At 39.7% G+C, this 14,095-nt stretch carries 15 protein-coding genes; 6 read left to right on the forward strand and 9 right to left on the reverse strand.

The window, feature by feature from the left end; genetic code table 11:
* Nucleotides 1-28 precede the first annotated feature (28 nt).
* Nucleotides 29-178 carry a YuzL family protein gene (locus tag N178_RS25795; protein WP_013059660.1) on the forward strand — a complete coding sequence of 50 codons (150 nt, stop codon included), beginning with the start codon at nt 29-31 and terminating at the stop codon, nt 176-178.
* A gap of 79 nt (nt 179-257) precedes the next feature.
* On the opposite strand, the gene N178_RS07505 is transcribed toward N178_RS25795, so the two are convergent.
* The 6 genes from N178_RS07505 to N178_RS07530 all read right to left on the reverse strand — a co-directional run bounded on the left by N178_RS07505 (nt 258) and on the right by N178_RS07530 (nt 5,269).
* Nucleotides 258-1,175 (reverse strand): proline dehydrogenase family protein, encoded by a 918-nt coding sequence (locus N178_RS07505; RefSeq protein WP_045291610.1) that lies wholly within the window; start codon nt 1,173-1,175, stop codon nt 258-260.
* 179 nt (nt 1,176-1,354) lie between these two features.
* Nucleotides 1,355-1,612: a YusU family protein gene (locus N178_RS07510; protein ID WP_045291611.1), complete on the reverse strand. Its 258-nt coding sequence runs from the start codon at nt 1,610-1,612 to the stop codon at nt 1,355-1,357.
* Complete coding sequence (locus N178_RS07515) at nt 1,605-2,375, reverse strand: IucA/IucC family C-terminal-domain containing protein (protein ID WP_045291612.1); 771 nt, start codon at nt 2,373-2,375, stop codon at nt 1,605-1,607. The genes N178_RS07510 and N178_RS07515 overlap by 8 nt, the downstream gene beginning before the upstream one ends.
* The gene (locus tag N178_RS07520; RefSeq protein ID WP_013059664.1) at nt 2,365-3,192 is read right to left on the reverse strand and encodes an ABC transporter ATP-binding protein; all 828 of its coding nucleotides are present in this window, start codon (nt 3,190-3,192) and stop codon (nt 2,365-2,367) included. The genes N178_RS07515 and N178_RS07520 overlap by 11 nt, the downstream gene beginning before the upstream one ends.
* Before the next feature lie 26 nt (nt 3,193-3,218).
* Nucleotides 3,219-4,268, reverse strand: coding sequence for a FecCD family ABC transporter permease (locus N178_RS07525; protein WP_045291614.1), 1,050 nt, complete (start codon nt 4,266-4,268; stop codon nt 3,219-3,221).
* Nucleotides 4,265-5,269 carry a FecCD family ABC transporter permease gene (locus N178_RS07530; protein ID WP_045291616.1) on the reverse strand — a complete coding sequence of 335 codons (1,005 nt, stop codon included), beginning with the start codon at nt 5,267-5,269 and terminating at the stop codon, nt 4,265-4,267. The genes N178_RS07525 and N178_RS07530 overlap by 4 nt, the downstream gene beginning before the upstream one ends.
* Nucleotides 5,270-5,448: 179 nt before the next feature.
* Between N178_RS07530 and N178_RS07535 the strand changes: the two genes are divergently transcribed.
* Both N178_RS07535 and N178_RS25800 read left to right on the forward strand, forming a co-directional pair.
* Nucleotides 5,449-6,438, forward strand: coding sequence for an ABC transporter substrate-binding protein (locus N178_RS07535; RefSeq protein ID WP_080890158.1), 990 nt, complete (start codon nt 5,449-5,451; stop codon nt 6,436-6,438).
* Between the two features lie 109 nt (nt 6,439-6,547).
* Complete coding sequence (locus N178_RS25800; RefSeq protein WP_013085357.1) at nt 6,548-6,721, forward strand: YozQ family protein; 174 nt, start codon at nt 6,548-6,550, stop codon at nt 6,719-6,721.
* A gap of 33 nt (nt 6,722-6,754) precedes the next feature.
* Here the strand turns inward: N178_RS25800 and N178_RS26960 are convergent, their stop codons facing one another.
* Both N178_RS26960 and N178_RS07540 read right to left on the reverse strand, forming a co-directional pair.
* The gene (locus N178_RS26960) at nt 6,755-6,892 is read right to left on the reverse strand and encodes a hypothetical protein (RefSeq protein ID WP_014457868.1); all 138 of its coding nucleotides are present in this window, start codon (nt 6,890-6,892) and stop codon (nt 6,755-6,757) included.
* 36 nt (nt 6,893-6,928) lie between these two features.
* Nucleotides 6,929-10,039 carry an efflux RND transporter permease subunit gene (locus tag N178_RS07540; RefSeq protein ID WP_045291617.1) on the reverse strand — a complete coding sequence of 1,037 codons (3,111 nt, stop codon included), beginning with the start codon at nt 10,037-10,039 and terminating at the stop codon, nt 6,929-6,931.
* A 269-nt stretch (nt 10,040-10,308) separates the two neighbouring features.
* On the opposite strand from N178_RS07540, the gene N178_RS07545 reads away from it, so the two are divergent.
* Nucleotides 10,309-11,181 (forward strand): TetR/AcrR family transcriptional regulator, encoded by an 873-nt coding sequence (locus N178_RS07545; protein WP_045291618.1) that lies wholly within the window; start codon nt 10,309-10,311, stop codon nt 11,179-11,181.
* A gap of 24 nt (nt 11,182-11,205) precedes the next feature.
* On the opposite strand, the gene N178_RS07550 is transcribed toward N178_RS07545, so the two are convergent.
* Entirely contained in the window at nt 11,206-11,790 is a 585-nt protein-coding gene (locus N178_RS07550; RefSeq protein ID WP_045291619.1) for a DUF502 domain-containing protein, read from the reverse strand.
* Nucleotides 11,791-11,960: 170 nt separating this feature from the next.
* Here N178_RS07550 and N178_RS07555 point away from each other — a divergent pair, with 170 nt between their 5' ends.
* Both N178_RS07555 and N178_RS07560 read left to right on the forward strand, forming a co-directional pair.
* Nucleotides 11,961-12,755: an SDR family oxidoreductase gene (locus N178_RS07555; RefSeq protein WP_045291621.1), complete on the forward strand. Its 795-nt coding sequence runs from the start codon at nt 11,961-11,963 to the stop codon at nt 12,753-12,755.
* Between the two features lie 129 nt (nt 12,756-12,884).
* A complete protein-coding gene (locus N178_RS07560) occupies nt 12,885-14,087 on the forward strand; it encodes an MFS transporter (protein ID WP_045291622.1) in 1,203 nt (400 codons plus the stop codon).
* The last annotated feature ends 8 nt before the right edge of the window (nt 14,088-14,095 follow it).

Below are 14,095 nucleotides of genomic sequence, written 5' to 3' on the forward strand. Positions count from 1 at the left end.
GTTATCTTAATACACAGGAGGTGATTTTGTGAGCAAATTAAAGAAGGATCCATCGTCAGCAGGCGTAAGCGCAGCAAGCGTTAAAGGAAATGCTGGACCGGTTAATGAACCGCACGGTCGCGGCAAAAAGACATCTCAAAACCAACAGTACACAAAGCATAATACTCAAGGACATTAACCTCAAAATCGAACATGAGTAATCGAATCATGTTCGATTTTTGATTATTTCTTACTTTGTCATCACGACCATTTCATTATTATTTTTTTACGATTCCTTTTAAGACAAATGCGACGTTTGCAGGTCTTTCTGCAAGGCGCCTCATAAAATACCCATACCAGTCCGTTCCATAAGGAACGTACACTCTCATTTTATATTGTTCTGCTACGAGCTGAACTTGCCTTTCTGATCGAATGCCGTATAGCATCTGAAATTCAAACTGATTCATTGAAATTCCATGCTTTTTAACAAACTCTTTTGTATACTGAATGATTCGTTCATCGTGAGTAGCAACTGCTGTGTAGTGGCCGTTTAATAAGTGAAGTCCAATGATGTTTTGAAAGTTTTCGTCCACGTCTTCTTTATCAGGAAACGCCACGTCTGCTGCTTCTTTGTACGCACCTTTCACTAACCTTAATTTAGGAGCATAAGCATCTAATTCACGGACGTCACTTTCTGTACGATATAAGTATGCTTGAAGCACCGTCCCTACGTGTTCATACTCATTTTTTAATTGTTTAAATAGCTTAATCGTCTTGCTGCATCGCTTATAGTCTTCCATATCAATCGTCACAAATACGCTATGTTTTTCCGCTTCTTCAAGAATACGCCGCATATGATGAAGCGCTAAATCTTCTGAAATATCCAGTCCCATAGACGTTAATTTTAAAGAAATTTCTGAATCTAATCTTTCTTTGTGTATAAGGTGGATGGCCTTTATGCATTGAGCCGCTGCATGATCGACTTCAGCTTCACTTTCCACAAATTCTCCCAGATAATCAATCGTTACTTTTAACCCCTTTTCATTTAGCCTTTTTATCACACTAACCGCTTCGTCGATGGTTTCCCCTGCAACAAAACGTGCTGCTCCAAAACGTAAGCCATAGCGCTTAGCCAGCTTTGTTAACTTTTTGCTTTTTGATAACAATAAAAAAAAGTTTCTTATCGTTTGTTCCAAAGCAACCCCCCGCCTTCACTTGTCATACACCTCACAAATTTTATCCAATTATCATTAATTTTACCATTTTATCAATCAGATAGATAGGCACCCTTAATTAACATATGCACACTAGATCAAAAAGCGACCTGGGGCTTTTTTGATAAAAAAACATCCATCAGCTTCGTGATGAATGTTTTTTATTCTGGTTTTCGCTGTGACGCTCGATGCGCTTCATTCAGCTCTTTTATTTCCTTCACAATCTCGACCATCTCCGCTTTTGCTTCTGGATATAATTGATTCCAATGCTTTGTTAAAGGCGGCATAGATTTTGAGATATGGTTGTAAAGTGCCCACATTTTCACTTTTTCCTGCAGCTGCTCGTCACTTTTACCAACCATTAGTTCCGTATACTTTTCAATCAAACCGTCGAATTGCTCTTGAAAGGTTTTATTCATGCACAATCACTCCTTTCTTTGGTTTACAAATAACCGGACACGTTCGACAATAAGTCTCTTTATCTCCTGTCTGGTAAGACAGACAGCACGTTTGCCGAACTCTTATCTCCTGCTTTTGCTTCTCTACATATTGAGGAAGTGAACTGTACCGAGCAAGCGGATTATGATGATATGAACCAAAGTGATGACCCTCAGCTTCTTCCAACACGTATCGTAAATCTTTTTTCACTTCCACATTGTCTATTTCTTCCTTTGCTAAAAGCAAATCATAAAGCCAGTGGATATAAACAGCTACGTTTTCCCACAGCGTCAGCTTTGAAATTTTTGTTACTTTACGCAGTGCTGACCATATCGGCTCAATTTGATGAGCAAACAATTCATCAAGAAGTTCATCAAGAAGAATTTTCCGATTGTCCTCTGTTACTTCTATTGTCTCAATTTCTGAGATAAATACTTTTGGAAGCCACATCGTTTCAGCGTCTTCTGTATGCAACGAAATATTTTTAATCGATGCGTTTATCTTTTTTTGAAACACAATAAATGAATACAAAGCCGCCACCGCAACAAAGCTATATCGCTTCGCTAGCATGGAAGCCGCTGCTCTCAAGTTAGCAGCCTCCATCGTCTGTTGAATCCATAGCAGCTGCACCCTCAGCGCACTTCCATCCATGCAGCTGGAGGGAGACAACCTGTACAGCGAGTTATCTTTAAACGTACAGCGGAATTTTTCTGCTAACTCGCTTTGCTCATTCCTACTGAGCATGCTGTGTTTCAACTCGCAGCTTATTCACAATACATCGTCCGCGCCCATGAGGAATACAAAGAGGTGTTCCAAATAACGGATCCACCGTCACTTCACAGTTCATATTAAAAACTCGCTGCACTAAATCGCAGTTAATGACTTCTTCTGGTCTTCCTTGTGCATAGATTTTTTTATCTTGAAGCGCCACAATATGATGAGCATAGCGGCAGGCTAGGTTTAAATCATGCAGCACCATTACGATGGTACGATTTTCTTTTTCATTCAGTTCAAACAACAAGTCCAAGATCTCAATTTGATGCGTCATATCTAAATACGTTGTCGGTTCATCAAGTAAAATAATATCCGTATCTTGCGCTAATGTCATGGCAATCCATGCGCGCTGACGCTGTCCTCCGGAAAGCGAATCAACTTGACGGTCAGCCAAGTCTGCTAAACCTGTGGCTTCAAGCGCGTTTTGTACTTTCTCTTCATCTTCTTGAGACCACTGACGGAACCAATTTTGATACGGATAGCGCCCTTGCTTAACAAGCTGCAGCACTGTCAGCCCTTCAGGTGCAACAGGACCTTGCGGAAGGATTGCTAGCTGCTTTGCAATTTCCTTTGTAGGAAGAGAAGAAATTTTAGAGCCTTCTAGTAAAATAGAGCCGGCATGTGGCTTTAATAATCTTGCTAGTGAACGCAGCAGCGTAGATTTTCCGCATCCATTACTGCCGATAAAAACCGTAATCTCACCCTTTGGGATGGTAACGTCAAGCTCATCTATAATCATCGCTTCTCCATATGATAATGTTAGCGATTTTGTTTCTAATGAATGCATGCGAATCGCTCCTTCTACAAAGAATGCTATACGTTTCTTTGTTTATATAGTAAATAAATGAAGTACGGTGCACCAATTGCAGCTGTAAATACACCTGCTGGCACTTCGATTGGTAAGAAGAATGTTCGGCCAATTAAATCTGCTGCTGTGATTAAAATCGCTCCGATTAGTGCCGATAGCGGTATTAAAGCTCCGAATGATGAACCTACAAGCTTTCGGGCAATATGTGGAGCAAGTAATCCTACAAAGCTAATTCCGCCTGCAAATGCAACGGCGCTTCCTGTTAAAGCTGTGCTCATTAGCAATAGTGCCAATCGATTTTTTTGAACGCGACTTCCAACGTTAGTCGCAATTTCTTCACCTAATTCTTGAACATTTAAATTTCGAATCATTAAAATCGTGATTATAACCAGCCCTATTGTAACAGGAACTAGTACGGAAACACTGGCCCAGTTTGAGCCATACACCGTTCCCGTAATCCAAATATTTGCCTGACTGGCGCGATAGATAGGACCCATAATCATAAACAGCGTGGTCATAGCTTTCGTTAGCGCTGTTAATCCAATTCCTATTAATACTAGTGTAATAGGAGAGACGCCATTTTTCCAGGCAAACACATAAAGTAAAAGCGCCACTGCCACCGCACCTAAAAATGCGCTAACAGGCATCCAATTAATACTTACGGTTAACGAGTTGCTTTTATCACTAAATAGTGCCAAAAATAACACCACACCGACTGACGCTCCTCCTGTTAATCCGATTAAATCTGGTGAAGCAAGCGGATTTCTCACAAGCCCCTGCAAGATAGCACCGGCAATGGCTAAACAAATACCGGCACAAATGGCAACGATAATGCGCGGAAGTCTAAAGGAGGTAACAACTAACCGTTCAAACTCCAATCCATGCCCCGCTAAAATTTTAATCACACGAAAAGGATTGATAAATAAGTCACCCGTACCTGCACTTACCAAAAAGAGTGCAACAAGGACAGCTGAAAATCCGATAATGATTAGAGCAGCTTTTATATTAACTAAAAATGAAATTCTCTTTAAACGAAGAGATAAGTATGTTTTCATGACGCCTTCGCCCCTTTCCTTGCCATATAGATAAAGAAAGGTGTACCAATAACAGCAGTCATGACTCCAACAGGGATTTCTTGAGGCATAATGACGTACCTTGCGCCAACATCAGCTAATAAAATTAAAATCCCGCCGACAACCGCACTATAGGGAAATACCCAGCGATAATCTTGTCCTACAATTGCTCTTACAACGTGAGGAACAATGATTCCTACAAAGCTAATCGGACCGGCTACTGCAACGGCTCCCCCGGCTAAGATCGCAATAATGATCCCGCTTATAATTTTGACAAGAGCCGTTCTTTGACCTAATCCTTTAGCTACATCTTCACCAATCGTTAAAATATTAATTTTTGAAGCGATAAAAAAAGTAACAATAATTGCTGGCACTACATAAGGCAGTATGCCATACAGCATTTCCACCTTGCGTCCTTGCACAGACCCAGCCAGCCAAAAAAGGACTTGATCAAGCGAAGATTCATCCACAGCCAGCAGTCCTTGTGTTAAAGAAGAGAAAAAGGCTGCAATAGCCGCTCCTGCGAGCGTCAGTTTAATAGGCGTTAATCCTTCTTTTCCGATGGACCCAAGAAAATAGACAACCACTACGGTTAATGCCGCTCCTACAAATGCAATCCATGTAAAAGCTTGAAGTGAATTGACCGAAAAAATCATCACTGCAACAACAATAAAAAAGCTGGCCCCAGCGTTCACACCAATAATATCCGGTGAAGCAAGTGGGTTTTTCGTTAACGCCTGCATCATTGCTCCTGCAATTCCTAAACAAATACCTACCACAGCACCGATTATAGCGCGCGGCAATCGAATATTTTGAATAACTATGTGCTCATTCGAACCGTTAAACGCTTGAAAAGCTTCAAATGCTGTTTTGATACTTGTATCTGTGTATCCCAGTACGATACTTAATCCAATACAGATTAAAAGCAGCATGATTCCAATGATGAGCCCCATTACTTTCATTTGAACACTGCGTAGCATCATTTTCATTGCTCTCCTCTAAGATGATTCCTATATATATCTAACCTTTAGTTTAGGAAACATTGAAAAAAGTGTCAATGATTTTGAGAATCATTTTCATTTTTTAATTGACACCGCTTAAAAGTTAGAATATTATCTTAATTGTTAATGAAAATCATTATCACTCACAAGGGGGAAAAGACGTGAATACATATCGTAAAAACAAGTTGTCATATTTGTTATCCATTCTTACCATTATGACACTGCTTGTGCTGGCAGCCTGCGGTAATTCAAACAGCGCTGACGGTGATAAAAAAGAAAAAACTGAGGGTTCTGGCGAAACTTATACAGTAAAACACGCAATGGATAAAACAGACATTAAAGGAACACCTAAACGAGTGGTCGTTTTAACAAACGAAGGTACTGAAGCTCTTCTTGCAATGGGTGTAAAGCCTGTTGGTGCTGTTCAATCATGGTTAGGAAATCCGTGGTATGACCATATTAAAGGTCAAATGAAAGGCGTTAAAAGTGTAGGTACAGAAAGCGAGCCGAGCTTAGAAGCAATTGCTGCTTTAAAGCCTGACTTGATTATCGGAAATAAGATGCGCCAAGAAAAAGTTTACGATCAGCTAAGTCAAATTGCTCCGACTGTATTTTCTGACGAGCTGCGCGGAGACTGGAAATCAAACTTTAAGCTATATGCAAAAGCGGTAAATAAAGAAGAAAAAGGCAAGGAAGTATTAGCGGACTACGACAACCGCGTAGCGGATTTAAAGAAACGCCTTGGTGATCAGTTAAAACAAAAAATCTCAGTTGTACGCTTTACAGCCGGAGACGTTCGTATCTATCATAAAGATTCGTTCTCAGGCGTTATTTTAGATCAGCTTGGCTTTGCTCGCCCTGAATCTCAAGACAAGGATGATTTTGCGGAAATGAATGCAACAAAAGAACGCATTCCGGCAATGGACGGTGATCAGCTATTCTACTTCTCTTATGAAACAGGAGACGGTGAAGCAACAAAGCTTGAAAAAGAATGGATAAACGATCCTCTCTTTAAAAAGCTAAAAGTGGCTCAAGAAAATCATGTTCATAAAGTAGATGATGCTACTTGGAATACAGCAGGCGGTGTTTTAGCAGCTAATATCGTCCTTGATGATATTGAAAAAATCTTCTTAGATAAAAAACAACAATAATATGAAAGAAAGAGCTTCGACGAATCGAAGCTCTTTCTTTCATGTATAATGTATTTCCTTTCATCGCACACTAAACGTGGTCTCACTTTATTAAATAGGAGTGGTGAAAATGAATTCAAAAAAACAGCCTAAAAAGCAGCCAGATACAAATGAAATGGCTGACCGCCAGTTCGAAACAGAAGATTATAACCGACAAGATGCACTCTCGCAAGGTCTAGCAGAAACACATGAGCAAGTAAGCGACGCCTATCAAGAAGGATCATTTGAAGATACAGATCGTTAATAAAAAAAGAGCTGACTCTAAGTCAGCTCTTTTTTATTTTGAATGCTGCCATGCCGTTTTAGGCAATGACATGGACATCCACTGCTGGCGCTTTGATTTATCAATCGTCACTTTCTTTGCTTTAATTCCTTGTTGGATCAGCTGTTTCATTAGTTTATCAATTGACTTCATCGCTATTCACCTCAAAAGCGGAAATTTGTTTTGCTTCTACTCTTTTACTTTTTTGCGCTTAAACTTCATAAAAAACTCATAGACAATTGGAACGATAATGAGCGTAAGCAGCGTAGAACTTGTTAGTCCTCCAATCACGGTAACCCCTAGCCCTTTTGAAATAAGGCCTCCACCTTCAAATCCAAAAGCTAATGGAAGCAGTGCACCAATCGTTGCAATAGCCGTCATTAAGATTGGGCGAAGACGTGTCATTCCAGCTTCTAGTAAAGCTTCACGCGTTGAAAGACCCTCTTGCTCTTTATGAATCACGCGGTCAATCAGAACAATCGCATTTGTTACCACGATTCCAATTAGCATAAGAGCTCCAATCATCGAAGAAATACTGATCGTTTCCCCAGAGATTAAAAGCGCCACTAGCGCACCAATAAGTGTAAATGGAAGTGAGAATAAGATAGCAAATGGCGCTAAACCTCCACCAAATGTCAGTACTAGTACGAAGTACACAATACCGATGGCGGCGAGCATAGCAATTCCTAATTGACTAAATGAGTCATTAATTTGCTCTGATGCTCCGCCAAAGTTAATGTCCATATCACTTGGCAAATCAATTTTCTTCACTTCTTTTTGGACGTTAGAAGAAACACCGCCTACATCGTCACTCTTAATATCGGCACTTACCTCTGCATAAATTTTATTATCACGGCGCGTTACCGTATTCGACGTTTTCCCTTTTTTAATGTCGACAACTTCATTTAATGTGACTTCCTGTCCAGTTTGAGAGGTTACTTTTGTGCTTGAAAGTTCGGCAAAAGTAGAGAAATCCTCTTTTTCTTTTGGAAGGTACACGTTAATTTCGTTTCCGTCTTTTTGGATAGTTGTTAATACTTCACGCTGTCCAAGGTTCGAAATTTGCATGCCGATTTGACTAGCAGACAAGCCGAGTTCAGCGGCTTTCTTTTGGTTCGGTACTAGCGTATATTCATCAAACGTATCTGAAAGCGTAGAATCGACATTTTTCAGTTCTTTATGCTTTTCTAAAACATGCTGAACTTTATCAGCATAAGGTTTGATTTCGTCTAAGCTATCTCCGTAAATAAGGACGTTTAATGAATTATTGCTGCCGCTAGACGCCGTATTCATTGAGCCCCATTCACCTTGATTCGCTTGTTTGTTAAGAGCTTTTAATACTTTGTCCTGCTCTTTATCAAAGTTTTGTGTATCCTCGTCATATTGCACGAATGTTAAAACGTTATTTTTGCTTCCCGGATTAAAAGAGTTGCCTTCACCGAACGAATACTGAACCGTTTTGACACCATCTCGCTTCATCAAGTACGCTTCTGCACGATTCGCTGCTTTTTCTACGTCGCTTTGAGACTGTCCGGCTTTCGGTGTATACGTAAGCGTCAGCGTTTTTTCTTGATCGGATGATAAAAAGCTAACCCCAATAGAAGGAACTAAAAATAAACTTCCTACTAACAGTAGTACGGCTAACCCAAAGGAAATAAGCTTATGGTTTAGCGTCCAGTTCAAAATTCGCTTATATCCGTGCGCTAGTTTGCTTGGCTTTTCTTCTTTGACTTTTACATTTGTTTTAAATAACGAATGAGCAAGCATTGGCACGAGTGTTACCGCTACTAGCAGTGATGCTAACAGTGCAAAAACAACCGTTAACGCAAACGGTAAGAATAGCTCTCCTACCGGTCCTTCTACGAGACCTAACGGTAAGAATACGGCCACGGTTACGATTGTAGAAGAGAAAATTGGAACAAACATTTCTTTCGTCGCCGCGACAATTAAATCTTTTCCTTTAAGCTTTTCTTCCTGATAAGCCATGCGGCGGTAAATATTTTCAATAACGACAATGGAATCATCTACAACCCTTCCGATGGCTACAGTCATCGCTCCAAGCGTCATAATATTTAAAGAGATATCCATTGATTTGAGCGCTAAAATGGCGATTAATAGCGAAAGCGGAATTGAAATAACGGCAATAATCGTTGAACGAATATCACGTAAAAATAAAAGAATAATAATAACCGCAAAGACCGCACCGATAATAGCTTTATTTAGCATCGTATGAACAGAATCTTCAATTGGTTTACCTTGATCAAAAATATTGTCAACGTGAAGGTCTTTATTTTTCTTTTCTAGGCTATTCATTTTTTCTTTAATATCATTTACAACATTTACTGTGTTCGCATCCTTCGCTTTGACAACTTGTACAGCAATTGAAGGTTTTCCGTTCGTGCGAGAAATGGATTCTGCTTTCCCCGTCACTTTAACATCCGCAATTTCTTTTAATTTCACAGTTGGAATCGAAGCTGCGGACGGCGCCTGCTGCACGGCGCCTTGTGTCTGCTGCTGGCTCATTCCTTGTTGCTGACCTTGAGCAGCTCCTTGACTAGGCACAGCTGGAATCTCTAAGTTTTCTAAATCTTTTTCTGTTGTCATCTTTCCGTCTACCACAACAGATTTTTGAGATCCATCCATCGTATACGTGCCAGCCGGCACTTTTGCATCGGATGCTTGAATAAGCTTTTTCACCGTATCTTCATCAAGTCCTAGCTGCTTGAGCTTGTCTTGTTTGAATACAAGTTCTGCTTCTTCAACTTGTTCTCCTGACACGCTGACCGAAGAAATCCCTTGCACTTTTTCAACTTGTGGAACAACGGTATTTTTTACATACTTCGTTAAGTCTTCTAATGATTTTTTATCATCTGAAACACTTAATGAAATAATCGGAAAATCACTGATGCTTTGTCTTGAAACATTTGGTTCCTCTACATCATCTGGCAGATCTACGTTTGAAAGAGCTCGCCTAACTTCGTCTTCTGCCTTTTCCATATCTTTACTAAAACTATATTCAACTTGAATGGTAGCCATATTTTCATAAGAAGATGAGCTAACTGTATCAACGCCGCTCAGTCCCTGAAGCTTTTGTTCAATCGGCTTACTCACCTTATCTGCCACTTGTTCCGGAGTGGCTCCCGGATAAGTTGCACTGACTGTTACAACAGGCGTTGAAATATCAGGAATGGTCTCTAGCTTCATATTAAACCCTGAATACAGCCCTGCAATAATGACAAAGAGCGTTAACAGCCATACTGCAAATTTATTTTTCAATGAAAATTTAATAAACTTCCCCAATGCATATCCTCCTTAAAATATATGTATACTAATAAAATTGACTGATCGGTCACAACAACTTAAAATATAAATGACTAACCGGTCAGTGTCAACCCTAAGCAGGCTCTCTCCTAACATGTTCATAATAAAGACATATTTACGATAAATCGTTTTTTAAAGGAACTGAATCCCGGTCTTAACTTTGATATATACCTTTATCTTTTTTAGTGTATGATACTATTATCTAACGAAATGAATGGCCAAATTGTTCAATAAAGGAGGTAGAATACGTGAAAGAAAAAGAAAAAAGAATAATTGAAGCTTCCATTAAGCTTTTTGCAAAGAAAGGGTTTAATGCTACCTCTGTACAAGAAATTGTAGATGAATGCAATATTTCTAAAGGCGCGTTTTACCTGCACTTCAAATCTAAGGATGCACTTTTATTATCAATTCTAAACTTTTACTATGAAAAGCTCTTTAGCTCTGTTTATGCTCTCGACGAGGAAGTAAACGATGCCCGCATCCGCTATATGAATCAGCTCATCTATTTTTATGAATTTATTACGGAGCACAGAGATTTTATTATCATGCAAATCCGTGAAAAATCTATTCCATTTAACAAAGAAGTGGAGACTTTTGTTCATAAAATGCAGCGAGAAACGTTTTACTTTCATCGCAAAAGCCTCATTAGCGTATACGGAGAAGACGTAACTCCTTATATCTCGGATTTAACGAAAATGATTGAAGGTATTCATCATTCCTTTTTAGAAATTATTATCTTCAATCAATACGAGCTTACCTTTAAAGAAGTAGCGCAGTACATAATGGACCGAGTTGATGTATTAGTAGAAGATTTATTAGTTAGAAAACCTCGTCCCCTTATTCCCGCTTCTTTTGGTGAAGATATATACGGAAAAGAACGAACGACTTTTCTCAGTAAAAATGAGCAGGTAAAACAAGCTCTTGAGGAAATTCAACATTTGCTAGACACCAGCAATCATATTTCTGATGAACACGCAGACAGCTTTTACATTTTACAAACGGAGCTAAAAAAAGAGCAGCCTACCGCTGCTATTGTAAAAGGCATGCTTGGAAATTTAACGGAACTTAAACCGTTGGAAGAACCGCTTAATCTTTTAACAGCCTTACTCCAACAAAAATAACAGAAGGCTTCAATAAGCCTTCTGTTATTTTTCTGCTTTTGAACTAGATACTCCCCCAGATAACACGAACTTCATTGCTTCTTCCGGCTTAATATCTAACCATTCAATTTCTTCTTTTGGAATCAAAAAAGTAAAACCAGCCACTTGAAAAGTTTGTGGAACATAGACAGCGACGTGGTCTTTTAACGAGTGAATCACCTCTTCTACTTCTTCAGAGGTCACAAATCCAATGACTTTCATTGACGTGCCGGGCATTGACACTAAAGCTACTTTTGAAAAAGACTTTTTCTCTCTAAGAAAAGATTGAAATGTATCTTTAATGACACTATATAGCGTTTTAACAAGCGGTATTTTTTCTAACAATCGATCAATTAAGTTAATGATTTTCCCAGCGAAAAAACGGGTGGATAACCACCCTAAGAACGTAATTAAGACAAGCGTTGCTAAGATTCCAATACCAGGTATATAATCCTGCTTCATATAGGGCTTCAATACGTTTCCTAAAATGCTGTCTAAAAAATTAAACACTCTTACCAAAATATAAATAACAAGGATAATAGGGACAATCGTTAAGAGTCCATTAATAAAGCTTTTTATGATTGCTTTCATGCAAACACCTCATTTTTTCTGACATACTGCTGTTCATTATACAATGGATTTGTTTTGCTGCCTCTCTTTATTTCTATTCATATACGTATAAACTAGCAACGTTTTATCAAAATAATAGATGGGTACATGAACATACATACTTATATATTTATTTTTTCGGAGGGATACAATTGGGACGTTTAGAATCAAAAATTGCTGTTATTACAGGGTCAAGCTCTGGCATAGGAAAAGCAACTGCTGAGCGCTTTGCGAAAGAAGGAGCGGTTGTTATTTGTGCCGATATTAATTTAGACGGTGTAAAAAAAGTAGCACAAGAAATTAAAGACGCTGGCGGTGAAGCATACGCCTACTATATCGATGTAGCTGAAGAAGAAAAAGTAAAAGAGTTCACAGCGCAAATTGAAAAGAAATTTGGAAAAGTGGACATTCTTTTTAATAATGCGGGGACAGACACAGAAGGCGGCAAGCTTCACGAATATCCAGTAGAACTCTGGGATCGCTTAATGTCGGTAGATTTACGCGGAACATTTCTTGTAAGCAAATACGTTATTCCGCTGATGTTAGAAAATGGCGGATCGATTATCAATAATTCATCCGTATCCGGACTGGCAGCAGACTTAGACCGTTCTGGCTATAATGCGGCAAAAGGCGCTATTACCAACTTAACAAGAACTATGGCAATTGACTACGCTCGTGAAGGTATTCGCGTTAACTCAATTGCTCCTGGGACAATCGAAACACCTCTTCTTGATGATTTATCAGGCGCTGAAGAAGGAAAAAAATTCAGAAAAGCATATGAATGGGTCGATCCGATGGGCCGTTTAGGCAAACCCGAAGAAGTAGCTGGCGCTGTATTATTTTTAGCATCTGATGACAGCTCATATGTAACGGGTGATTGCATTACGGTAGACGGCGGTCATATGGCATATACATGGCCTGGAAAAATGCTTTACGATAAAATGTGAGAATAAAATTAACTCTATACCATAAGGTATAGAGCTTTTCCGTTTGAACTTTTTCTTTAAAATAGACGTGACATTATGTCAAGACAGGTGTAAACTTAAAGCAAAATTCTTTGCTTCTAGGAGGAAGACATGAAAACAAAACAATTATCAGAACGTCAGCTGCTTGGCATCGCAGGACTCGGATGGCTCTTCGATGCAATGGATGTTGGCATTTTGTCTTTTATCATTGCAGCTCTTCACGCTGAATGGGGGCTTTCCCCTACTGAAATGAGTTGGATAGGCAGCGTTAACTCGATCGGAATGGCCGTCGGAGCTCTGGTGTTCGGGTTGCTGGCTGATCGAATTGGGCGAAAAACCGTTTTTATTGTGACTCTTGTTCTTTTTTCAGTGGCAAGCGGCCTTTCCGCTCTTACTACTACCCTTGCTGCTTTTTTAGTATTTCGATTTTTAATTGGAATGGGTTTAGGAGGAGAGCTGCCTGTTGCTTCTACACTTGTGTCTGAGACCGTGGCGCCGGAAAAGCGCGGTAAAGTGGTCGTCTTGTTAGAAAGTTTTTGGGCGTTCGGCTGGCTACTGGCAGCGCTTATTTCTTATTTTGTAATCCCAGCTTACGGGTGGCAGCTAGCGCTTATCCTAACGGCTATTCCAGCGTTTTATGCCATTTATTTGCGCATTAAACTGCCCGATTCTCCCAAGTTTGTGGAAGCGACAAAGGAAAAGAAATCGTCGATTGCAGACAATGTAAGAAGCGTGTGGTCTAAGCCTTATCGTCAATCTACCATTATGCTGTGGGTTCTGTGGTTTTGCGTTGTATTTTCATATTACGGCATGTTTTTATGGCTACCTAGCGTCATGGTCATTAAAGGATTTAGCTTAATCAAAAGCTTTGAATACGTATTGATTATGACATTAGCTCAACTGCCTGGCTATTATACGGCTGCTTGGTTTATTGAACGCATGGGCCGAAAATTCGTATTGGTCACATACTTGTTAGGTACGGCTGCCAGCGCATATATCTTCGGAAATGCGGAGTCACTTTGGCTGCTGCTAACAGCAGGTATGCTGTTGTCTTTCTTCAACTTAGGGGCTTGGGGAGCTTTATACGCGTATACACCTGAGCAATATCCGACATCTATTCGAGGCACAGGAGCTGGAATGGCAGCTTCTTTTGGACGAATTGGAGGAATTTTAGGACCGCTGTTAGTTGGGTATATGTCAACCCAAGGTGCGTCTTTAACCATTACGTTCTCAATCTTTTGTGCAGCTATTTTAATCGGTGTTGGTTCGGTTGTTTTTCTAGGAAAAGAAACCAAACAAAAGCAGCTCGCATAAACAAAGAC

The sequence above is a fragment of the Priestia aryabhattai B8W22 genome, assembly GCF_000956595.1.
In the GTDB taxonomy this organism is placed as follows: Bacteria; Bacillota; Bacilli; order Bacillales; family Bacillaceae_H; genus Priestia; species Priestia aryabhattai.